This is a genomic window from Cernens ardua, from assembly GCF_051251085.1.
In the GTDB taxonomy this organism is placed as follows: Bacteria; Pseudomonadota; Gammaproteobacteria; order Pseudomonadales; family Halomonadaceae; genus Cernens; species Cernens ardua.
Window position 1 is genome coordinate 35811 of record NZ_JBPCZH010000002.1, and the last position, 23170, is coordinate 58980.

17 protein-coding genes are annotated in these 23170 nt (G+C 50.7%); 14 read left to right on the forward strand and 3 right to left on the reverse strand.

The features are described 5' to 3' along the window. Positions 1-188: 188 nt before the first annotated feature. From rnhB to LMG33818_RS04790, 12 genes are all read left to right on the forward strand, one after another. Positions 189-857: a ribonuclease HII gene (gene rnhB, locus LMG33818_RS04735; protein WP_442322221.1), complete on the forward strand. Its 669-nt coding sequence runs from the start codon at positions 189-191 to the stop codon at positions 855-857. Further along, positions 851-4354 carry a DNA polymerase III subunit alpha gene (dnaE, locus tag LMG33818_RS04740; RefSeq protein ID WP_442322591.1) on the forward strand — a complete coding sequence of 1168 codons (3504 nt, stop codon included), beginning with the start codon at positions 851-853 and terminating at the stop codon, positions 4352-4354. Before rnhB ends, dnaE begins: the two co-directional genes overlap by 7 nt. Positions 4355-4506: 152 nt before the next feature. Continuing rightward, complete coding sequence (gene accA, locus LMG33818_RS04745) at positions 4507-5463, forward strand: acetyl-CoA carboxylase carboxyl transferase subunit alpha (protein ID WP_442322222.1); 957 nt, start codon at positions 4507-4509, stop codon at positions 5461-5463. Next, positions 5447-6895: a tRNA lysidine(34) synthetase TilS gene (gene tilS / locus LMG33818_RS04750; RefSeq protein WP_442322223.1), complete on the forward strand. Its 1449-nt coding sequence runs from the start codon at positions 5447-5449 to the stop codon at positions 6893-6895. The genes accA and tilS overlap by 17 nt, the downstream gene beginning before the upstream one ends. A gap of 852 nt (positions 6896-7747) precedes the next feature. Further along, positions 7748-9007, forward strand: coding sequence for a transcription termination factor Rho (rho, locus tag LMG33818_RS04755; RefSeq protein ID WP_442322224.1), 1260 nt, complete (start codon positions 7748-7750; stop codon positions 9005-9007). 338 nt (positions 9008-9345) lie between these two features. Then, on the forward strand, positions 9346-10815 hold the full coding sequence (ubiD, locus tag LMG33818_RS04760; RefSeq protein ID WP_442322225.1) for a 4-hydroxy-3-polyprenylbenzoate decarboxylase: 1470 nt from the start codon (positions 9346-9348) through the stop codon (positions 10813-10815). 218 nt (positions 10816-11033) lie between these two features. Further along, positions 11034-11858 (forward strand): FAD-binding oxidoreductase, encoded by an 825-nt coding sequence (locus LMG33818_RS04765; protein ID WP_442322226.1) that lies wholly within the window; start codon positions 11034-11036, stop codon positions 11856-11858. After that, positions 11855-12568, forward strand: coding sequence for a dihydromonapterin reductase (folM, locus tag LMG33818_RS04770; RefSeq protein ID WP_442322227.1), 714 nt, complete (start codon positions 11855-11857; stop codon positions 12566-12568). The genes LMG33818_RS04765 and folM overlap by 4 nt, the downstream gene beginning before the upstream one ends. A 117-nt stretch (positions 12569-12685) precedes the next feature. After that, a complete protein-coding gene (locus LMG33818_RS04775; RefSeq protein WP_442322228.1) occupies positions 12686-12877 on the forward strand; it encodes a hypothetical protein in 192 nt (63 codons plus the stop codon). Positions 12878-13068: 191 nt separating this feature from the next. Further along, positions 13069-13203 (forward strand): hypothetical protein, encoded by a 135-nt coding sequence (locus tag LMG33818_RS04780; protein WP_442322229.1) that lies wholly within the window; start codon positions 13069-13071, stop codon positions 13201-13203. Between the two features lie 134 nt (positions 13204-13337). Further along, positions 13338-14402 (forward strand): 3-deoxy-7-phosphoheptulonate synthase, encoded by a 1065-nt coding sequence (locus tag LMG33818_RS04785; protein ID WP_442322230.1) that lies wholly within the window; start codon positions 13338-13340, stop codon positions 14400-14402. Positions 14403-14413: 11 nt separating this feature from the next. Continuing rightward, positions 14414-14887, forward strand: a complete 474-nt coding sequence (locus tag LMG33818_RS04790; protein ID WP_442322231.1) for a GNAT family N-acetyltransferase — start codon at positions 14414-14416, stop codon at positions 14885-14887. A gap of 94 nt (positions 14888-14981) precedes the next feature. Here the strand turns inward: LMG33818_RS04790 and dps are convergent, their stop codons facing one another. After that, positions 14982-15509, reverse strand: coding sequence for a DNA starvation/stationary phase protection protein Dps (dps, locus tag LMG33818_RS04795; RefSeq protein WP_442322232.1), 528 nt, complete (start codon positions 15507-15509; stop codon positions 14982-14984). Positions 15510-15982: 473 nt separating this feature from the next. Continuing rightward, the gene (putA, locus tag LMG33818_RS04800; RefSeq protein WP_442322233.1) at positions 15983-19927 is read right to left on the reverse strand and encodes a trifunctional transcriptional regulator/proline dehydrogenase/L-glutamate gamma-semialdehyde dehydrogenase; all 3945 of its coding nucleotides are present in this window, start codon (positions 19925-19927) and stop codon (positions 15983-15985) included. Between the two features lie 425 nt (positions 19928-20352). Between putA and bla the strand changes: the two genes are divergently transcribed. Both bla and LMG33818_RS04810 read left to right on the forward strand, forming a co-directional pair. Continuing rightward, the gene (gene bla / locus LMG33818_RS04805; protein WP_442322234.1) at positions 20353-21270 is read left to right on the forward strand and encodes a class A beta-lactamase; all 918 of its coding nucleotides are present in this window, start codon (positions 20353-20355) and stop codon (positions 21268-21270) included. 162 nt (positions 21271-21432) lie between these two features. Then, the gene (locus LMG33818_RS04810; RefSeq protein ID WP_442322235.1) at positions 21433-22062 is read left to right on the forward strand and encodes a flavin reductase family protein; all 630 of its coding nucleotides are present in this window, start codon (positions 21433-21435) and stop codon (positions 22060-22062) included. Between the two features lie 169 nt (positions 22063-22231). On the opposite strand, the gene LMG33818_RS04815 is transcribed toward LMG33818_RS04810, so the two are convergent. After that, entirely contained in the window at positions 22232-22525 is a 294-nt protein-coding gene (locus LMG33818_RS04815; protein ID WP_442322236.1) for a hypothetical protein, read from the reverse strand. Between the last annotated feature and the right edge of the window lie 645 nt (positions 22526-23170).

The following is a 23170-nucleotide window of genomic DNA, read 5'->3' on the forward strand; positions in this document are numbered from 1 at the left end:
TGTCTGGTGGGATATTGCTTTTGAGTGTAGCCTCCTGTGCGGCTACCGAGCTGATTTCACGCTCTCAACTAAACGCATGGGTTGATAAATACCTGGCACACACCTCAGTGTTTTCGAATGTGATAGGCCCTTGAGCGTCATGGGGGCTTGAACGTATTCCGCTGCCACTATCTGAAGGGAGCTTTTTTGTGGCTAAAGCCATTACCTATCCTCCGCTCGAAATTCCGTATAAAGGTTATTATCTGGCAGGTGTTGATGAAGTCGGACGGGGGCCATTGATTGGTGATGTCGTCGCTGCCGCTGTAATTCTTGATCCAACAGATCCCATTGAAGGACTTACTGATTCCAAGGCGCTATCAGCGAAAAAACGTGAATATTTCGACGCTCAGATTCGTGAAAAGGCGTTGGCCTTTGCTATTGGTCGTGCTTCACCTGAAGAAATTGACGAATTGAACATCTATCATGCGACGCATCTTGCCATGCGCCGCGCTATTGATGCACTGATGCCCAGAGCAGAATATCTACTGGTCGATGGTAATCGGATGCCCGAGCATGCCCTACCAGGCATGCCTGTCGTCAAGGGGGATTTGCGTCATCCTGCCATCAGTGCCGCGTCGATTGTCGCCAAAGTGGCACGTGATCACGACATGGTTGCACTGGATGTTCTCTACCCTGAATTTGGTTTGGCCAGACATAAGGGATATCCTACAAAAGAGCACCTGACGGCGTTGGAGCAGCACGGTGTGTTACCACAACATCGGCGCTCTTTTGGCCCTGTAAAGCGCATGTTGGCGTCTACTGATCACACTTCCGGTATCAATATGAATTTGCACCACAGCACAGGTTTTCCATCATGACCTCATTCGTTCATTTACGTGTTCACAGTGAATATTCCCTCTCTGACGGGCTCGTAAGACTGAAAGCGCTTAATCAGGCCACTCAGGATCTGGGCATGCCTGCTATCTCCGTTACGGATGAAAGTAACCTTTTCGGTTTGGTCAAATTGTATCAGGCCGCTCAGGGAAGCGGTCTGAAACCTGTCATCGGTGCCGATTTCTGGATGCATAATCCACTGGATGATGATCATCCTTACCGGATTACATTATTTGCCATGAATGCAACAGGGTATCGCCATCTGATTGAGCTGATCTCCCGCGTATGGCAGGAGGGACAAAGCAAAGGGCGTGCGTTTGTTCACAAAGAGTGGATTTTCGAAGCATCCGAAGGGCTCTTGGCACTTTCGGGTGCCCGTGAAGGCGAAATCGGCCGCTTCCTTTTGTCTGGGCACAAAGAGACAGCAGCAACGTTGCTGAGCGAATGGCAACGTTTCTTTCCCAACCGTTTTTATCTGGAGTTGCAGCGTACTGGCCGCGTGAATGATGAAGAGTGTGTGCATCTGTCCGTGGATCTGGCGCTGGAGACACAGACACCGGTCGTGGCTACCAATGATGTCCGTTTTCTCAAGAAAGAAGATTTCTGGGCCCATGAAACGCGCGTCGCTATTGGGGAAGGGCGTGCACTGGATGATCCACGCCGTGAGCGAAAATACAGTGAAGAGCAATATCTGAAATCGCCTGATGAAATGGCGGCACTCTTCGCTGATATTCCTTCCGCGCTGGAAAATAGTGTCATGATTGCCGCGCGCTGTAGCGTGGATGTACGCATGGGGGAATACTTCCTGCCGGAGTATCCTGTGCCGGAAGGCATGACGATTGAAGAGTACATTTCCAGGATTTCCCATGAAGGGCTGGACGAGCGCCTTAGTCAACTCTTCGAAGGTCCGAATGCGATCTATTCCGGCCGTTCCCGCAGTGAAGAGGAGCCTGAATACCGCAAACGTCTTGATTTCGAGCTCGGGATCATCAACCAGATGGGGTTCCCCGGTTACTTCCTCATTGTGATGGACTTTATCAAATGGGGAAAAAACAATGACGTACCGGTAGGGCCCGGGCGTGGTTCCGGTGCAGGCTCACTGGTGGCCTACTGCCTCAAGATTACGGACCTTGACCCGCTGGAATATGACCTGCTGTTCGAACGTTTCCTGAACCCTGAACGTGTCTCCATGCCTGACTTCGACGTCGACTTCTGCATGGAAAAACGTGACCGAGTGATCGACTATGTAGCCGACCGCTATGGGCGTAATGCCGTATCTCAGATTGCTACTTTCGGTACCATGGCCGCCAAAGCGGTTGTCAGGGACGTAGCGCGTGCGCAGGGTAAACCGTATTCACTGGGTGATAAAATATCCAAACTGATTCCCTTCGAAGTCGGTATGACGCTCGAAAAGGCGATCATTGCCGAGCCTGCGCTGAAAGAATTCATCGAAAATGACGACGAGGCGGGCGAAATATGGGAGATGGCAACCAAGCTTGAAGGTATCACCCGCGGTACCGGTAAGCACGCGGGGGGCGTGGTCATTGCGCCGACCAAACTGACTGACTTCTCCCCCCTTCTTTGTGATGAAGAAGGAAACGGGCTGGTCACCCAGTTCGACAAGAACGATGTCGAAACGGTGGGGCTGGTCAAGTTCGACTTTTTGGGTCTGCGTACACTGACGATTATTGACTGGGCATTGGAGATGGTCGATACCGTACGTGCACGTGAGGGGCAGGGCCCATTGGATATCAGCGCCATTCCGCTTGACGACAAACCCACCTTCGACCTTCTTAAAAAAGCTGAAACGACCGCGGTATTCCAGCTGGAATCGCGTGGTATGAAAGAGCTGATCAAACGCCTGCAGCCCGATTCACTTGAGGACATGATCGCACTGGTGGCTCTGTTCCGACCGGGGCCATTGCAGTCCGGCATGGTTGACGACTTCATCAACCGTAAGCATGGTCGTGCCGAATTGGCTTATCCACACCCGGATTATCAGCACGAATGGCTCAAGCCGGTGCTCGAACCGACCTACGGTATCATCCTGTATCAGGAGCAGGTGATGCAGATTGCTCAGGTGCTGGCCGGTTACACGCTGGGGCAGGCAGACATGCTGCGCCGTGCAATGGGTAAGAAAAAGCCCGAAGAGATGGCCAAGCAGCGTCAGGGATTCATCGACGGGTGCCGGGCCAATAACATCAGCGATGATCTGGCGGGTAATATTTTTGATTTGGTTGAAAAATTTGCCGGCTACGGTTTCAACAAATCACACTCTGCCGCCTACGGTCTGGTGTCCTATCAGACCGCCTGGCTTAAACGACATTACCCTGCGCCCTTTATGGCCGCGGTGCTCTCGACCGAAATGGATAACCTCGACAAAGTCGTTCCTTTGATCGAAGAGTGCCGTCGCATGGGGCTTACGGTAACGCCGCCTGATGTCAATCTGGGTAGCTACAAATTCAGCGTGAATGAGGCGGGTGAAATCGTTTATGGTCTTGGTGCCATTCGTGGTGTAGGGGAAGGGCCGATCTCTGCGATCGTGGAAGCACGTGAAGAGGGTGGTAACTTCATTGACATTTTCGATTTCTGCCAACGCATCGATTCCAAACGGCTTAATAAACGCACCATGGAAGCATTGATTCGCTCCGGTGCACTGGATAACCTTGGCCCTTCACGTGCGGTCATGGCAGCGGCGCTGGAGAGCGCTATCAAAGCAGCATCGCAAAGCCATGAGAACCAAAGTGTAGGTATTGATGACCTCTTTGGTGAAGTATTCGCCAGTGGTGATGATGCGATCGACAATTACGCCGAGTATCGCAAGGTGCGTCAATGGACAGATCGCGAGCGTCTTGGGGGCGAAAAGGAGACGTTGGGCCTCTACCTGACAGGGCATCCGATCGATGAATATGAGTCAGAACTCAAGCGCTTTGTGTCTACGCGGATCAATGAGCTAAAACCTTCGCGCCAGCCCCAACGTGTAGCCGGGCTGGTGGTCGGAATGCGTACGATGAAATCCAAGCGTGGTGATACCATTGCGTTTGTGACTCTGGATGACCGCACGGGCCGTATCGAGGCCTCGCTCTTTGGTGAATTGTACGATCAGGTGCGTAATCAGTTGAATGATAGTCAGGTGCTCATTGTGGAGGGTGAAGTCTCCACCGATGATTACTCCGGTGGCCTTCGTATGCGAGTTAAAGAGATCACCCCCATGGTCAACGCGCGTAAACGTTATGGTGAAGCTGTAGAAGTGAGCGTTGACGCTTCTCAGCTGGATGTCCGTTTCACCCGAGCATTGCGCGAAGGGCTAAGCGCGCATCTTGATCAGGAAGGCTTGCCTGTTCGTTTGCATTACAGCAACGAGACGGCCGCCGGCGCTTTCGAGCTCAATGAACAGTGGCGTGTTGCACCCTGTGATGAACTTTTAATTAAATTGGCTGAAATGCAGGGCCAACACGGTGTAAAATTATGTTATCGCTAATTCTTTCGTCTACTCTTGCGAGTTGACATGATCATGGGATAATAGCGCCTTATTTGCGCTCGGGTTAGACCCTTACACGCATCCCCAAATGCATCCTTGCCGTAGAGCCGTAATCCGAGCCACGGCGTTGGCAGAGTTATCAGATACTTTCTATGAACCCCAATTACCTGGAATTCGAACAGCCTATCGCTGAGCTTCAAGATAAAATCGAAGAGCTTCGTCTGGTAGGGACTGACAGCAAGATCAACCTCAGTGAAGAGATTGGTCGGTTGGAAGACAAAAGCCACAAGCTGACTCAGCAGATCTTCCGTGATCTGACCCCGTGGCAGGTTTCCCAGTTGGCGAGGCATCCGCAGCGCCCTTATACACTCGATTATATCGTTCATATCTTTGCCGAATTTGACGAGCTGCATGGTGATCGCGCATTCGCCGATGACTATGCACTGATTGGCGGCATCGCACGTATTGATGACAACCCCGTGATGGTGATTGGTCATCAGAAAGGTCGTACCGTTAAAGACAAGGTCAAACGCAATTTCGGTATGCCTCGTCCGGAGGGCTATCGCAAGGCTGTCCGCCTGATGGAGATGGCCGAGCGTTTCAAAATGCCTATCCTGACATTCATTGACACACCTGGCGCCTACCCGGGGATCGATGCGGAAGAGCGTGGTCAGAGCGAAGCCATCGCTTACAATCTGGCAGTGATGTCACGCCTTAAAACGCCGATCATCTCTACGGTGATTGGTGAAGGTGGTTCCGGTGGTGCCCTGGCTATCGGTGTATGTGACGAGCTCATGATGCTGCAGTACTCAACGTACTCGGTCATATCCCCGGAAGGTTGTGCTTCCATTCTGTGGAAAAGTGCCGAAAAAGCATCGGAAGCAGCACAAGCGATGGGAATCACGGCGGGTCAGCTTAAGGATCTTGGCTTCGTGGATACGCTTATCAATGAACCTTTGGGTGGAGCGCATCGTAATCCGGCGGAGATGTCGGTTCACCTGAAAGATGCGCTCCTGACCAGCATTGACAAACTGGGCAAGCTCGATACCAGTGAATTGCTGGATCGCCGCTACAAGCGCCTGATGAGCTACGGTGCCCCTCAGGCCTGATCAGCGTGCCATGAGCCTCATGGCCGATGGCCGCCCATTGCTGGATGCGGCCCTGACGCAGGTTCCCCCCCATCATCGATTATGGATTGCGCTGTCTGGTGGTATGGACAGCGTTTGCCTTCTGCACTTGGCTGCAGAGGCAATCCGTCATCGTTCCCGTCAACATTTGCCCGTTCCTTCCCTTCACGCGGTTCATGTCAATCATCATTTGCAGGCGGCTGCCGAGCACTTCGAAACCTCGTGCCGTACTTTATGCGATGCATTGAAAGTTCCCCTGCATGTGGTGCATGTCACGCCTCAGATATCTGGCACGGGGGTGGAAGCCGCTGCAAGAGAAGCCCGATACGAGGCCTTCGGTCAGTGCCTGGGTCCTGATGATGTCCTATGGTTGGCACATCATCGCAATGATCAGGCTGAAACCTTTATGCTTCGGTTGCTTCGCGGGAGTGGTTTGACGGGGTTGGGTGCCATGCCAGCTCGTCGGCGCCTCGGTCATGGTTGGTTACAGCGCCCCTTGCTGAATATGCCGCATTCTGCACTCATTGATCTGGCGCGTGAACAGCAGTGGCAGTGGGTTGATGATCCTTCGAATGATACCGAGGACTTTGATCGCAACTGGCTAAGGCATCGGATTATTCCCGAGATTGAAACCCGTTGGCCGCAAGTAGTGCAGACGTTGGCACATACCTCTGATCATCTGCGAGAAAGCCATCAATTATTGATGCAGTACGCGGTCGAAGAGCTTGAACGATTGACCTCTGATCCTGCGCGCCTTCCTGTTCAACCCTTGCTGACACGTGATGCATCACGTTGTGCGCTGTTGATTCGCTGTGCCCTGGATCAACGGCAGTTACCGTTACCTCCCCGTTCCAAACTGAACTCGTTGATCAGTCAGCTCACTATGCATGAAAGTCGTTGTGCTGAAGTCAAATGGACGGGTGTTTTGGCACGTATCTGGAAAGACCACCTCTATTTGTTGGCGGAACAGGAGATACCCGTGACGCGAGGAGAGGGTGGGGCGACTAACGAAAGTGATTGGTACCCGCATGCTGTGTCTGTGCTCAATAAATATGTTAAAGGTGATCAGGGCAATTTTGTTATTCAGCCAAGGCGTGGCGGTGAAAAGCTATTTTATAAAGGCATGCATCGCCGCGTAAAAACATTGCTTCAGACATACCAGATCCCACCCTGGGAACGAAAACAGTTGGTATTCGTGTACACATATGACGGCGAGGTATTTTCATCCTCTGAGCCTCTCCGTAAAGAAGACACGCCCGTTACCGAGTGCAGTGAAAGTGCATTTCATTCGTCATTGCAGGACCAAAAAAACACCTGTTTGGTGGCTGTTCTGAGCGATTCACTTTGTCTGGTGGCAGATGGTTACAAGGCCATGTTCAACCCATGCAGCGGCTCTATACAGGGAAGTAAATAACGGTTTTTACAGTGTACAGTCATTGTTGGAATGCTCATCGGAGGAAGATTTATATAAAATGCGGTGATTTTGGTGATGTTTGCGTAAAATAGGGGTTGCATCGGCTCTTATTGTTGCCTATGATGCAGTTGCATCCTTACTTCGATGCCCTACAGCGCTAATTGGTTTCTTGATTAACGCATGATGGATACCCGGCTGTTCTGACTCTCCTTCTGCGCCATTGGGCCCAGTGGATCATGAGCAAGTTAATCATGAGTAGGTCAGTGAATGAAAAGCCAGTCATTCCCTCAACGAGTCAACTTTCCTGTTCCAGCTATAATTCCAGCGCACCTTACTACTTTCTGCTCCCGCTTTGCCCATCCTTGAATATCATGTTTGATCAGGTCTAAACCTCGAGCAAAGTAGAATTACTCTAGATAGCTTTTATACATTTGTTGACTCTTCGCTGATGGATATGCAGGGGCCGTATCGAAATCTTCATGTCGATTCGTTCCTTTCGATTCCATGAGTGATCAGGGTGGATTGAAAGCTCGGGGCTACCCGAGACCGAATTTTCGTTGGAAGGGATCTCGTGTCTACACTTTCAGCGGTCAATTTTCAGGTATCAGGAGCATTTCATTACATTTTGGGCCTGCCTTGTATTTCCCGGCCGGTATAACAACACACTTTCATGATTTGTCCTTCCGCATGACTCCTTTTTGTTATTCGAAAGCACAGCCCATGATTTGCCGATGTTTTATCCGTATGCCCATGACGGTGACCTCTGATACCTCTGGACACATCAACATGTCATTACGACATTGACTCTAATTTTGTATCGTATGCTCATTGCAGCTTTTCTGAACTAAGCCCATGAATCTAACAGAACTCAAGCAAAAATCCGTTCCGGAACTCCTCGAACTCGCCCAGAGCATGTCCATTGACAACGTGGCGAGGTCCCGCAAGCAGGACATCATCTTCGCTATCTTGAAGAAACACGCGAAAAGCGGTGAAGATATCTATGGCGATGGTGTTCTCGAAATTCTTCAGGATGGTTTTGGTTTCCTTCGTAGTGCGGACAGCTCGTATCTTGCCGGTCCGGATGATATTTACGTTTCTCCCTCGCAGATTCGTCGTTTTAACCTGCGCAAAGGGGATACCATTTCAGGCAAGATCCGTCCTCCGAAGGAAGGGGAACGTTATTTTGCCCTGCTGAAAGTCAGTCAGATCAACTTTGATCGTCCTGATAACGCCCGCCACAAGATCCTCTTTGAAAACCTGACCCCTCTTTTCCCCGATGAACGCCTGACCATGGAAATTGGTAACGGTTCTACCGAGGATCTGACCTCTCGTATCATTGACCTGACGTCGCCGATTGGTAAAGGTCAGCGTGGCCTGATCGTATCACCGCCCAAGGCCGGTAAGACCATGATGATGCAGAACATCGCCAATGCGATTGTTCGTAACAACCCTGAGTGTTATCTGATCGTCCTTCTGATCGATGAACGTCCCGAGGAAGTGACCGAGATGAGCCGCACAGTACGTGGTGAAGTCGTGGCTTCAACGTTTGATGAGCCGCCGGCACGTCACGTTCAGGTAGCTGAAATGGTTATCGAAAAGGCCAAGCGTCTGGTAGAGCATAAAAAAGACGTTGTTATCATGCTGGATTCCATCACTCGTCTGGCGCGTGCCTACAACACTGTCGTACCTTCCTCGGGTAAGGTACTGACAGGGGGTGTGGATGCCCACGGCCTGGAAAAACCGAAGCGGTTCTTTGGTGCTGCCCGTAATATTGAAGAAGGCGGCAGCTTGACCATTCTGGCAACAGCACTGGTCGATACCGGCTCCAAAATGGACGAAGTGATCTTCGAGGAATTCAAGGGCACGGGTAACATGGAAGCCCATCTGGACAGAAAGCTGGCCGAGAAACGCGTTTTCCCTGCTATCAATATCCGTCGTTCGGGGACTCGTCGTGAAGATCTTCTTTGTTCTGAAGAAGAGATGCAGCGCATGTGGATTCTGCGTAAACTGCTCAATCCGATGGATGATGTTGCCGCCACTGAATTCCTGATTGATCGTTTGAAAGATACGAAGACCAATGACGAGTTCTTCGAAGCCATGAAACGACGTTAGGTGTGCGTTTTCATCTGTTGGATCGCATTTGATCGCGTTCCCACAGGTGAATTGGCTGAATGGAAGGCGGATGCTTATGGCGTCCGCCTTTTTCATGATATCGGTTTATTGTTTTCTTATTCGTTATGGTACTTATATAGAACCATACGTTAGTGGGAAAGTACGCGCTTAATATCGTACATTAATGAATACCGGTTTTGTTCTTTTTCACGAAGAATGGGCCGATAGCACTTTTCCGGTGTTGTGAGAGCCACGTTGGCTGGTAGATTTTGCCAATGGAGTCAACCGGCATGTCTCACGTATCTCCAAAAATGAGTGCTTAGTAAAAGGATGTCAGCATGCAGTACCGCGATTTGCGCGATTTTATCACCCGCCTTGAGGCAATGGGGGAGCTTCGACGCATCACTGTTGAAGTGGACCCTCATCTGGAAATGACCGAAATATGTGATCGTGTACTGCGTGCCGAAGGGCCTGCATTACTGTTTGAAAATGTGAAAGGATCATCCATACCTGTACTGGCAAACCTTTTCGGTACGCCACGACGTGTTGCGTTGGGTATGGGGCAGGATGATGTTTTCAAGTTGCGTGAGATTGGTGAATTACTGGCCTACCTGAAAGAGCCAGAGCCACCTGGTGGCTTGCGCGATGCCTGGGAAAAAGTCCCGTTGCTCAAGAAAGTATTGAGCATGGGGCCGAAAAAAGTCCGCAATGCACCATGTCAGGAAGTGGTGCTGGAGGGTGATGACGTTGACCTTGATCAGCTGCCTATCCAGACCTGCTGGCCGGGGGATGCCGGGCCGCTGGTTACCTGGCCGCTGGTGGTCACGAAAGGGCCGCATAAAAAACGTCAGAATCTGGGCATTTATCGGCAGCAGAAAATCGGCAAGAATCGTTTGATCATGCGCTGGTTGTCTCATCGGGGGGGCGCACTGGATTTTCGTGAATGGCAACAGACGCATCCGGGCGAGCCTTTCCCGGTAGCCGTTGCGTTGGGTGCTGACCCAGCCACGATTCTCGGGGCCGTCACACCGGTGCCTGACACACTTTCCGAGTTTGCTTTTGCCGGGTTGTTACGTGGTAGCAAAACGGAACTGGTCAAATGTGGGCATGCCGACATTCAGGTGCCTGCTTCGGCAGAGATCGTGCTGGAAGGGTATATCTATCCTGATGATGTGGCGCCTGAAGGGCCCTTTGGGGATCATACCGGTTATTACAATGAAGTGGACACGTTTCCTGTCTTTACGGTAACGCGTATCACGCATCGCAAAGATCCGATTTATCATTCGACCTATACCGGTCGGCCACCGGATGAACCTGCGGTACTGGGCTTGGCGCTCAATGAAGTCTTTGTGCCAATCCTGCGTAAGCAGTTTCCAGAGATCGTGGATTTTTATCTGCCACCTGAAGGCTGTTCATACCGCATGGCAGTCGTATCCATGAAAAAGCAGTATGCAGGGCATGCCAAGCGCGTCATGATGGGTGTGTGGAGCTTTCTTCGCCAGTTCATGTATACCAAATTCGTGATCGTGGTGGATGATGATATCAATACGCGGGACTGGAAAGATGTCATCTGGGCCATTACCACGCGGATGGACCCTGCCAGAGACACCGTTATGGTCGAAAATACCCCGATTGATTATCTGGATTTTGCGTCACCGGTGAGTGGGCTGGGCTCCAAAATGGGGCTGGATGCAACATCCAAGTGGCCCGGTGAAACAACGCGTGAGTGGGGCGTACCCATCGTTATGGATAACGCGGTCAAGGATCGTGTGACGGAACGGTGGGAAAGCCTTGGTATTTTCGATTGAGGCAGCTTCAAGGAGTTTTTGGGCTGATATAAAGGATGTTTTTGACTGATATGGTGAGCACACATCCGTCTTAGCCTACATCTGTATCAGCCAGTGGTTAGTGGTGAGGTCTAAAGAGAGAGTTAATGCTGTAGCTCTACATTGATGGATAGGGTAGAGCGCTGCAGTGAATGTCATACCCAATATTTCCTCGAACGAGGATAACGAGAGAGCCTAGTATGAGTACGACCACGGTGACTTGCCGTATTGAATCGCTTGAGACATTGGATGCCGGTGTAACACGTGTATTCCTGCGTATTACTGATGGTCAGGATGTCCCCTATGCACCGGGCCAGTATCTTGAATTGTCCGTTGAGGTAGAGGGTGAGCAGCGTTGGGTACCTTTTTCTATCGGCAATGCCTATCGGGGCGAGCAACTGCTTGAGCTTCACATTCTTGAGGTCCCTTCGAGCAAAAGCAACACAGCACTTTTCCAGCGTTTGCGCGTTGGAGAAACCTTCGACGTTCGTTTGCCTTCGGGTAAAAGTGTGGTGGAGATCGGTGATAAACGGCCTCTGTTACTGGTCGCTGCAGGCACTGGCTTTGCACAGATGAAGGCAATTACTGAAGCCGTATTGGCGCATGACCCGGATCATCCGATTGATCTCTGGTGGGCAACACGTACCCGTGAGGATCTTTATCTGGATGATCTAGCGCGTGAATGGGCGGCTACCCATTCCAATTTTCATTATCATCCGGTGGTGGAAGAATTCGTCGTCAAATCACATACCTATGAGCATGGTGAGCCTGTCGAATCACGTGAACAGGAAGAACAGGATGCATTTGACGGGCTGGTAGAACGCGTGGATCGCGCACTGGCAAAAACACTGAAATCCACTCAAAAATACAGCATCTATATTTCGGGCTCACCGGGTATGGTGTATTCCGTCATGGATGCGCTGGAAGAGATAGAACCACTGACCGAATATGTATTTTCCGATGTCTTCAGTTATGCACCACGCCCCGAGAAACCGGCGAATATCGAGGAAAACATCCGTTCATGAGTCAGTCTCCGATATTGATCACCGGAGGAGTGCAGCGCCTTGGCCGATATTGTGCCGAGCGCTTGCTGGATGAGGGGACTCCCGTCATTGTGACGTATCGGCAGGAACGTCCGGCTGTGGATGCGCTTAGAGCGCGAGGAGCGATTGTGCTCTATGCCGATTTTTCGACGGAAGAGGGTATTTGGCAATTCATAACGCTGCTACGTGAAACAACCCCATGTCTGCGTGCGGTCATCCATAATGCATCATTATGGCGAGCTGATGCTGAAGGCGTGGAAGCGGGCCGCTATTTCGACCTGATGTTTCATGTTCACATGCAGGCGCCCTATCTGATCAATACACAGGTAAGGGATTTACTGGAGGCTGCCCCTGAGCAATTGACAGATATCATCCATATTACTGATTTTTCATCGGTTAAAGGGTCGAAACGTCATTCTGCCTATGCTGCCTCCAAGGCAGGAATGGAAAATCTGGCTCGCTCCTTCGCCGCTCTTTATGCGCCCACTATCAAAGTAAATGCGCTGGCTCCGGCATCGATCATGCTGAATGAGGGAGACGATGTCGACTATATCGCTCATTTGAAAGAAAAATCCGTACTTGATGTCCTTCCCGGTCCGGGGGCGGTGTGGGACGGCATTCGTTATTTGCTGGATGCCAGATTTGTAACAGGCACTACGCTAGCAATTGACGGCGGCAGGAATGTGAAGTAAAAAAACAAGTGCAAGTAAAAGTGTAGTTGATGGTTGGTTGGTAAAACACGCAGAGGTCAAGAGGCCGCATCGATAACTGAATCGGCTTTTCACTCACCGTATTACACTGGATTTTTCATGCGAACATCACATAGTCAGTCACTTCCCCGAGTTCGGTCCTGGTCATCGGACCGTGATTGGACGCGATTCCTCAACATACGTACCTTGCGTCGGGAACGCGGTGGCTTTCTAGGCATAGCCCTGTTTCTTGCAGCAATCGCAGTAGTGACCGCCTTGCCCGCACTCTTTCTATGGCTGGAAATTCTTTAACGCTGAAATATCCGGTTTTTGATCGACTCATGCGTGAATCTCAGATGGCACTGAATGCAAAAGCACCACAGTTTTACTCAGACGATTATTGAGGCCGTTAAACGGCTTTTTAGATACCGTTTAAACACTTGCGGGCTTAATCTCATTAGAGTAATCTCTACCTATATTCATTCATTTTAATGGAAACGTTCATGCACCCCACGTTAGCTATACAGTTAACTACACTCTCCATCGGTAGTGTTGCGTGCCCAGCGCGTACTGCGGGTGTGTGTCGTGCGGTGAATGAAGGTTTCTGCAACTACTTCGGGTATTGGTTTAGCCACTAGGCACGCCTTTACTCACAGGCGTGCCCGAGGATGGGGCGCCTGAACGAAGTTGTTGTAAACCCCGGTCAGGCTCTCCTGACCGGGGTTTTTTATTATGGGATAACGTGTTCTCAGCATCCCAGGGAATCAGACATATGACTACTGAACTATCTACAGCACCCAATACGGATCGACAACACAAATCTACGGTGCTACCCACAGTGGCAGAGTTGCGTAAACAACTCCCTTTGCCACAGGTGCTCAAGCAACGTGTTGAGTCTCAACGAGAAGAGGTACGCAGGATCATGCGGGGTGAAGACTCCCGCATGATGATCGTAATGGGGCCCTGTTCCCTACATGATGAGCGGTCTGCGGTTGAGTATGCAGGCAAGATGGCTGAGTTGGCGGAAGCAGTGAAAGACCAGTTCCTGCTGGTGATGCGTGCCTACGTTGAGAAACCGAGAACGACAGTAGGATGGAAGGGGATGCTCTATGATCCCTACCTGAATGGTAGTGATGATATGGCATCTGGCGTGCGCCTGTCACGTGCCTTGATGCTTGAACTGCTGCAACAGGGAGTGCCTTTGGCCACAGAACTGTTGCACCCCATGGCAGCGGGTTATTTCTCGGACCTGATAGCATGGGCGGCCATTGGTGCGCGTACGACCGAATCCCAGATTCACCGTGAAATGGTAAGCGGACTTCCCATGCCTGTCGGCTTCAAGAATGCTACGGATGGCTCAGTTTTCGCAGCTGCCGATGCCATTCGTTCTGCCAACCATCCTCACCACTTCCTGGGATTGGATGATAATGGACATCCCGCAATGCTCAATAGTGAAGGGAATCCCGACACACATATTGTGCTGCGCGGTGGTCGTTCCGGCCCTAACTATAAGGCCGAGAGCGTGGCTGAAGCACGCCAACAGCTCAATCAGGCTGGCCTGAATCCCAGTATCATGGTGGATTGTAGCCATGGTAATAGCCATAAAAACCCTGCGTTGCAGCCGGTAGTCTTCAATTCCGTTCTTGAGCAGCGTACACATGGGGATACCAGCTTGCGGAGCGTCATGCTGGAAAGCCACCTACATGAGGGGGCTCAGAAGTTGGGGCCATCGCTCAAATATGGTGTGTCAATTACCGATGGTTGCCTTGGCTGGGAGCAAACGGCAGAACTTGTTCGGCAGGGGGCAGAGGCACTGAAAGCATCGCATCAAGCGTAAGATTTGACCTCATGACCTCAGAGAACATGTTTTCATTTACTGTTCGGGCTGCTGTCTCGAATGATTTACCGACGCTGTTGGCCCTTTATCAGCATCTCAATAAAGGGGATGAAATTCCGGATGCAGCATCTGCCGAGGCTGCTTTGGCACAGCTGTCGTCGATGCCGGGAAGCGAGCTTCTTGTCGGGTTCGAGGGGGATACAATGGTGGCAGCCTGTACCCTCATGATTCTTCCCAACCTGACTCGGGGAGGGCGGCCCTTTGCCTTGATCGAGAACGTGGTTACTCATGCTGGCTATCGACACAAAGGATATGCTCGTAAGGTTTTAGCGTGTGCCACTGAACAGGCAGAGTATTACGGCTGTTACAAGATCATGCTTCTGACCAGCGGGGATACCGATATTTGTCACTTTTATGAGCGAGTTGGATTTGAGCAGACGAAAACAGGATTTCAGATAAGATTGAAAAAAGACAAGGCACTCTAAATTTTTTATAACAAAAGCCCCGAACATTGGGTTCGGGGCTTTTTCTGTATCTGATTTAAAAGATAAATCAGTTATTTCATACACGTATTACTACTTATTTAACCTGTAGATGCGCTTCGATAAACCACAGATTTTTGTCCAATCCACGTGATACTTCGGTGAAAAGGTCTGACGTATCCTGATCGCCCAATTCATCGGTATCGTCAATGGCTTTACGGACGGTGGCTGCAGCAGCGCCATAATGATCAGCCAGTGCGGTAAGATGATCATGAACAGAATGAATATCAAGGGGATAGGCATTCAGGCTGGTGTGGTTATTTACGCTCTGAACGGTACCAAAAGCTGTTCCTCCCAGCTGGGTTGCACGCTCAGCCACAGTGTCCACGTAACCATCAATTTCGGTACGGAAGCCATCCAGCATTTCGTGGACGCCGATAAATTGCGGACCTTTAAGATTCCAGTGTGCCTGCTTGATAACCAATGCCAGATCGATCAATTCGGCAAGACGTGCATTAAGAATTTCGACGACCTTGGCACGCGTGGTTTCTGGAAGATTGTTACGTGTAGGAAAGAGTTTGGAGGTTTTGATTTCTTTCACGTTATTTGGTTTTGCGCTACTCATGGTCTTCTCCTCTTGAATAGAAGTGAGAGCCGAACAGGGTTGGCAACACTCGAAAACGGTGGCTGTATTGAGCGCGTTTTATCCGAGAGATTCTGCTACAAAACACGATCATGAATCGTAGACAGTGGCTTACCCTATTCGCTATACCTGAAACTGCCTTTCATTATAGAAGACAGATTAGAATTTCGCCTGCTATAGCGACAACAGATTTTGACTATCGATAGTGGCGTTTTGAATAACTTATTTATCACGATCATGAAAGATAGCGACAAAAAGTAACAGGGCCTGCATATCACTATGGAGAGCCGGACAGAGTATTGCGTGAATGACTGCTTTTTGAATAAATGAGGGCTCTTGGCAGAATTTCAATATATCCATTACGTATGGATGTAAAATAATGAATGCAGCAAAAAGGCCTCCTCTTCACGATCATGAAGAGGAGGCCTTCTGTTATGGCGATGACAAGTGGTCTATTAACCGATCGTCATCAGGCTCGCGTTTCCTCCCGCAGCCGCTGTATTGATACTCAATGCATGTTCGATCAGCAAATGTTCGATAGGGACATTTGTTTCACCATTTCCCATGCCAAATACGTTCACGATAGCACCATCGCGAGCGGCGACAGCTTGCGTGACGTTGAGCAGGGTATCTGAATCACCATGGTAAAGTACTGCATCATAGGCTACCCCTTCCTGACGCCAGTCAGATACCAGCTCGACACGTGAACGAATATTCTTCGGTAATTTCGCATGTAGTTTGCGCGTCTCTTCTGTATCTTCCCATATGGATTTGGCACCGATTGCTGTGACTGCCGCTAACTGGATCAATAGATCTTCCGGATCTGTCGCCAGGCATAGAATGTGATGCCGCGGTAGAAGTGAATAGGTATTGCGCTCACCGGTCGGGCCGGGCAGCTCCAGCGTCACACCACTCAATGCCTGTGTTTCCAGTGTTTTGCAGTAGTCGGCCACCACGCTGTTATGCTCTTTCTTCGCCCATTCCGCCAGCTCATTCAAGCGGGCAAGGTATTGGGGTTGAGTCGAAGGCTCAATTCGAGTGCGCTCTTTCTCACTCAGCGGGATACCGTTGGGACGGACCGAAAGCAGACGCGTCAAATAAATCGGGCCACCCGCTTTCGGACCGGTGCCTGAAAGGCCTTCGCCACCGAAGGGTTGGACACCTACCACTGCGCCGACGATGTTGCGGTTAACGTAGAGGTTACCTACCTCTGCCTTGGCGATTACCTGTGCAATGGTTTCGTCAATGCGGGTATGAAGCCCCATGGTGAGGCCATAACCGTTCGCATTGATATTATCCAGCAGTTTACCCAGCTCTTTCTGCTTGTAGGTCACGATATGGAGAACCGGGCCGAACACTTCGCGCTCCAGTTCATTCAGGTCATCCAGCTCAATCAGTGTGGGGGGAATAAAGATACCATGCTCATTGGCTTCCTTGTCATTGATACTGATCTGGTGAACCTTGTGCCCCTTTGAACGCATTTTTTCGATATGCGCATTGATCGTTTCACGTGCTTCGTTATCGATGACAGGGCCAATATCAGAAGAGAGTTGCTCGGGGTTACCCAAACGGCATTCTTTCATCGCTCCTTTCAGCATATCAAGCACACGCTCCGCAACATCTTCCTGTACGCAAAGAATACGTAGAGCGGAACAACGCTGCCCGGCACTATCGAATGCAGAAGCCAGCACATCAGGAATGACCTGCTCAGGCAACGCCGATGAATCCACAATCATTGCATTCTGACCACCGGTTTCGGCAATCAGCGGAATCGGGCGTCCCTGACTATCCAGTCGGCCTGAGAGGTTACGTGCAAGGATTCGGGCGACTTCTGTAGACCCCGTGAACATGACGCCACGAATACGATCATCACCCACCAGCTTGGCACCCACGGTTTCACCTGTGCCCGGCAATAGTTGTAGTACACCCTCAGGCAAGCCGGCCTCGATCAGGATACGTGCCCCTTCAGAGGCAATAAGCGGCGTCTGTTCCGCCGGTTTGGCCAGCACTGTATTACCGGTGACTAATGCAGCGGCAATCTGGCCTGTGAAGATGGCCAGGGGGAAGTTCCATGGGCTGATACAGACAACCGGTCCCAATGGACGGTGCGAGTGATTGTCGAAATGTTCCCGCGCCTGAGCGGCATAGTAACGCAGGAAGTCGACAGCTTCGCGGACCTCGGCAATCGCATTGGCATAGGTTTTTCCTGCTTCGCGCACCAGCACGCCCATCAGCGGTTGAAGTTGTGCTTCCATGAGGTCTGCTGCACGTTCAAGGACTTCCGCACGCTCTTCCGGTTGAGTCGCCTGCCAAATGGGGGCGGCATCGACGGAGGCGGCAAGGGCCTTTTCCACAATCTCAGGCGTGGCTTCTTCAACCAACCCTACCACGTCACGTGTATCGGAAGGATTCTCAACCGCCGCGGTGGCGCCATGCGAGTATTCGAACGGTACGATAGGACGTGCTTCCAGCGGGTGGCTGGCACCATACAAGAGCGCACTGGAAAGTGATGCCAAGCGCTGTTCATTGGAGAGATCCAGTCCGGTGGAATTTACACGTTCATCCCCATAAAGCTCGATCGGTAACGGAATACGTGGATGAGGGAGGCCCATGGCGCCTTCCTGTTCAGCCATTTGCTCCGCTTCTTCAACAGGATCACGCACCAGTTCGTCCAGTGAAATATCGTGATCGGCAATACGGTTCACAAAAGAGGTGTTGGCCCCATTTTCCAGCAAACGACGCACCAGATACGCGAGCAGGGTTTCATGGCTTCCACAGGGCGCATAAATGCGGCAGGGTCGGTTCAGGCCATTTTTGCCGACAACGTGTTCGTATAAAGGCTCGCCCATGCCGTGAAGACACTGGAATTCATACTGGCCGGGGTAATAATTGTTGCCCGCCAGTTTGTAGATGGCTGCAAGGGTATAGGCATTGTGTGTCGCAAACTGGGGGTAGATAGCTTCGGGTGCCGCCAACAGTTTACGTGCGCAGCTGATGTAGGAGAGGTCAGTGTATACTTTGCGGGTATAAACGGGATAACCCTCAAGCCCTTCTACCTGTGCGACCTTGATTTCGGAATCCCAGTAAGCCCCTTTTACCAGACGAATCATCAGGCGGCGGCGACTACGACGTGCCAGATCAATCAAGTAATCGATGACCAGTGGGCAACGTTTCTGGTAACCCTGAATAACGAAACCGATTCCGTTCCAGCCCTCAAGTTCAGGTTCGAAGCAAAGGTGCTCCAGCAAATCCAGCGAAAGCTCAAGGCGATCGGCTTCTTCAGCATCAATATTGATACCGATATCGTACTCTTGTGCCAGCAGAACGAGAGATTTCAACCGCGGATAAAGTTCGTCCATTACGCGGTCATATTGCGCACGCGAGTAGCGGGGATGCAGCGCCGACAGTTTGATGGAGATACCTGGACCTTCATAGATACCACGACCATTGGAGGCTTTGCCGATCGCGTGGATGGCCTGCTCATAGTCGTTGTAGTAGTCATCTGCCCCTTTGGCTGTCATCGCCGCTTCACCCAGCATATCGTAGGAATAGCGGAAGCCTTTGGCTTCATAACGACCTGCATTGGCCAGTGCTTCGCCGATGGTTTCACCCGTCACGAATTGTTCGCCCATCAAACGCATGGCCATATCCACCCCCTTGCGGATGAGTGGTTCGCCCCGTTTACCGATGATACGGTTGAGTGAAGAGGTAAGCCCGGCTTCATTATGTGTGGTGGTGAGCTTGCCGGTAATCAGAAGTCCCCAGGTCGCTGCATTTACGAAAAGCGACTGACTACGGCCCAAGTGGCTCTGCCAGTTACCGCCACTTAGCTTGTCGCGAATCAGTAGGTCGCGGGTACCTTTGTCCGGGACACGAAGGAGTGCTTCAGCCAGACACATCAGCGCGATACCCTCTTGCGAGGAGAGCGAAAATTCCTGCAGCAATCCCTGGACAATTCCCTGGCGCCCACCCGAGCTTTTCTGATTCCTGAGCCGCTCAGCGAGGCCATAGGCCAATTCATGAACAGCCTTGGCCTGCTTGGGAGCGATACGCGCCTGTTCTACAAGCGTAGGAACAATCTCCTGTTCAGGACGGCGATAGGCTGATGTAATGGCAGCACGCAAAACGGACTGGGGCTGAATGCTTTCCGCAAATTCAAGAAAAGGCTGCGGTGCATGTTGTTGCGGTTGCACCTCATCAATGGTGTCGCCATCTTCACTGGGTGTGAGCTCATCTGCAGTAACAGGAAAGCCCTGTCCACGTTCATACTGTTCGAGACAGTTGAAAATAGCCTGTTTGATAAGCCAGTGAGGCGTGCGGTCCAGAGAGTGTGCCGCTGTTTTCAGGCGATCACGTGTCGCCTGATCCAGTTTTACGCCCATTGTTGTGCTATTAGCCATGGCGCCAGATCCCAAGTTGAAGATGAACAGGTAGGCGAAGACAGAATCGCCTTGTGAATAGGAAGAGCATACCCGTAAAATTCAACAAGGTGCAACCTGTTGCAACCCGGTATTTAACTAAAGATCAAGATCGCAACTTTCTTGTTTGGATGTTGCCTTTTCGAGGTGCAACTTTATCCGGGGAATCACAATTGTGGTGCACACAATGCAGATTGGGCTCTAGTGAATTTACTCATACAAACAACTTGCCTGCCTCGCTGTAGACGCAATGTTGTGAAAGATTTCACCCTAACACCGCCCTCTGGAACCATTACCATCGCTTGCATTGTTAACATCATGGCCACTGTTAACATCATAAACACTATAGTCATCCCAAATGTTATTACCGTTGCAAAACCATTCCTGTCAAAAGAGTATTCGATAATATGAAAGGGACACCTCTTTTTGCGTTCCTGAAAATCATTCCCTTTATGCTTCTCTCTCTAGGGATGAATGCACATGACGCCTACGCGGCCGATCCTCTAAAACAGGCCGCGCTTCAGACTGAACATGATTTGCATGCCTATGTTGGTTATTTCGTGTTGGACACAGGGAACCAAAAAACCTGGCATTACCACGCCGATCATCGTTTTCTATTGACAAGTACCTTCAAGGTACTGGCTTGTAGCGATCTTCTTCATCAGCAGGAAGAAGGGCACCTTTCCATGAGGCAAACGGTGATCGTCCATCCCCATGATGTCCTGAGCTATGCACCTGTTACCAGGCACTTTATAGGGCGGCCCATGTCATTTACTCAGCTATGTCAGGCAGGTATACAGCTAAGTGATAATACGGCCGGCAATCTGATATTGCAGAAAATTGGCGGTCCACAGGGATTGACTCACTATATCCGCGCTTTGGGTGACCACTCTACACGTTTGGATCGAACGGAACCTTCATTGAATAACAAGGATCATGCTGGCCAACGTGATACAACGACACCCCAAGCGATAGTATTCACACTCGATCGATTGGTGCACGGGGGAGCGTTGAATGCAGACTCAAGACATCAGATACTGAGCTGGATGGAAGGCAATAAAGTGACCGGCACGTTATTACGCGCGGGATTGCCTTCCAGTTGGAAAATTGCGGACAAAAGTGGCAGTGGAAATGATGGTGCGCGGGGGGTGATCGCTGTCGTTTGGCCCCCCCAACATGCACCTGTCCTCGTTGCATTTTATATGCGGGGAAGCCATGCCCCTTTGGCACGCCTTGATGCCGCCATTGCGCATTGGGCGTCACAGTTGGTGCCCCTTTTTAATCAGCCGCTCATTGATCAGTTCAGCGCACAAGCGAACGGATAAAGTATTTCCGGCCTATTGCGCCATTGGCGATATCGTCTGGTTTTGGCAAGTTTATCTGAAGTTGGAAGGTGTAGAACCAGGATGTGTATAAATGGAATATGAAGCGAAACACGCTGCACTGCACCATACTGATGTTTATTCAATGCTCTGAGGAAGTGGTTCATGTCCCACCATTATTATCGCCCAAGTGAAGGTCATGGCCTTGCCCATGATCCGTTCAATGCTATTATCGCGCCGCGCCCCATCGGCTGGATTGCCTCTCGTAGTGGTGCTGGCGTACTCAATCTCGCCCCTTACAGTTTTTTCAATGCCTTCAATTACACTCCACCGATTATCGGTTTTAGCAGCACAGGGCGTAAGGATTCTCTAAGGAATATAGAGGAAACAGGGGAGTTCAGCTGGAATCTGGCGACTCAAACGCTGGCAGATCAGATGAATATGAGTAGTGCAGCAGTACCGCCAGACGTGGATGAATTTGCTTTATCCGGGCTCACGCCATTGGAGAGCCATGAAATTAACGTGCCACGTGTCGCAGAGTCGCCGGTTTCAATGGAATGTCGGCTGATTGAGATAGTTCAATTAAAAACAGCATCCGGTGAATTGCTGGATACCTGGTTGGTGCTGGGGGAAGTTGTTGGCGTTCATATTGATAATAGTCTGATCGAGAATGGCATCTATAATACTGTTGCGGGCGAACCTCTGATGCGTGGAGGCGGGGCAGGTGACTACTTTACCGTGAATAACGACACCAAATTCGTCATGATGAGGCCACAACCGCCTTCTTCTTCATGAATAAAGAGTATGTCGATCGATTATTGAATAGATGAATACCAAAGGGAGCTGATGAGCGTATATCATCAGCTCCCTTTTTTTGTGCTGACGCCTCATTTATCCGAATCGCTGCGATGTTGCTTTTGTCGTTATTGTTTTCGCAGGTTGTGGGGCAGCGGAGGCCTGCGCCTTATTGGCCAACCACGCGTAAACGGGTAGGTTCCGTGCTATCCAGCCATTCATTGATACGGCGTGGTCCGAAACCTTCAGGTGCGTCCGTAAAGTTAAGCAGATAGAGCGTGTCCTGTGCATAACTGTGCATACGCAGTCGTAGGAAAAGCTCCCGAGCCGTGAGCCGCGTGGCTACTAACCAGGTACCTTCCGTTATCGAGGTAGCATTGCCGCTTTTCTCAAGTGAATGCGTCACTTTAGTGTAACGTTCTGAGTCAGAGGGAATATCACAAACGACGATGTAACGTTCCATAATCGGACCTCTTGTCATCATTTTCGCACTTTTTTTAAGCACGAGGTTGACTTGAGCAGGAAATCCGACCACTATCAGGGAACCAAGTGGGGAGGTCGGATACCTACCTGAATATTGATTTGGAGGCTGCAACCTTCAAATCGGACAAACGCTCAGTGCTGCAACACTGGGCGTTTTTCATTGTCTGGGCCATATCTTTCGTAGCGTGCTTTCCCTTCCTGCAAGAAGTTGTTCACCCTGATTCAAGATATTTCGGCGGATTTTTACGCTTTATACTGTCATTAAAGACCTGTCTCTCTGGTGGTTGTGTGCCGGATCATTCAAGTGAATGGGGCTGCGTGAATAGGGTTGCGACTTCCGGTGAGGCAAATGGACCCGTTTCACATTATATTCAACGCATGTTTATCGCACTTGTCCGCATTTTGGAGTAAAGGTTACATCGGCTATTTTTCATGCCTATATCCTCTTTCCACGCGTGCAACGATGTGTTTGCCTTGGGTACCTGCTTGTTTGCGTACCTATAGGCCTAGACGTTATCCGTCATAATACGGTTAACAGCATGCGGTTATACATAAAGTAGCCATGTGCCGGGATAACTCTATATCAAGGTAACCGTGTGCAAAGGTACTATCATGCTCGGGTGCC

Bases quoted from the DNA above. Each gene is read 5' to 3' on its own strand.
- dps (WP_442322232.1), bottom strand. From the start codon at position 15,509: ATGAGTAGCGCAAAACCAAATAACGTGAAAGAAATCAAAACCTCCAAA.
- folM (WP_442322227.1), top strand. From the start codon at position 11,855: ATGAGTCAGTCTCCGATATTGATCACCGGAGGAGTGCAGCGCCTTGGC.
- LMG33818_RS04790 (WP_442322231.1), top strand. From the start codon at position 14,414: ATGACCTCAGAGAACATGTTTTCATTTACTGTTCGGGCTGCTGTCTCG.
- LMG33818_RS04780 (WP_442322229.1), top strand. From the start codon at position 13,069: ATGCACCCCACGTTAGCTATACAGTTAACTACACTCTCCATCGGTAGT.
- accA (WP_442322222.1), top strand. From the start codon at position 4,507: ATGAACCCCAATTACCTGGAATTCGAACAGCCTATCGCTGAGCTTCAA.
- LMG33818_RS04815 (WP_442322236.1), bottom strand. From the start codon at position 22,525: ATGGAACGTTACATCGTCGTTTGTGATATTCCCTCTGACTCAGAACGT.
- rho (WP_442322224.1), top strand. From the start codon at position 7,748: ATGAATCTAACAGAACTCAAGCAAAAATCCGTTCCGGAACTCCTCGAA.
- LMG33818_RS04785 (WP_442322230.1), top strand. From the start codon at position 13,338: ATGACTACTGAACTATCTACAGCACCCAATACGGATCGACAACACAAA.
- LMG33818_RS04765 (WP_442322226.1), top strand. From the start codon at position 11,034: ATGAGTACGACCACGGTGACTTGCCGTATTGAATCGCTTGAGACATTG.
- LMG33818_RS04810 (WP_442322235.1), top strand. From the start codon at position 21,433: ATGTCCCACCATTATTATCGCCCAAGTGAAGGTCATGGCCTTGCCCAT.
- ubiD (WP_442322225.1), top strand. From the start codon at position 9,346: ATGCAGTACCGCGATTTGCGCGATTTTATCACCCGCCTTGAGGCAATG.
- putA (WP_442322233.1), bottom strand. From the start codon at position 19,927: ATGGCTAATAGCACAACAATGGGCGTAAAACTGGATCAGGCGACACGT.
- LMG33818_RS04775 (WP_442322228.1), top strand. From the start codon at position 12,686: ATGCGAACATCACATAGTCAGTCACTTCCCCGAGTTCGGTCCTGGTCA.
- bla (WP_442322234.1), top strand. From the start codon at position 20,353: ATGAAAGGGACACCTCTTTTTGCGTTCCTGAAAATCATTCCCTTTATG.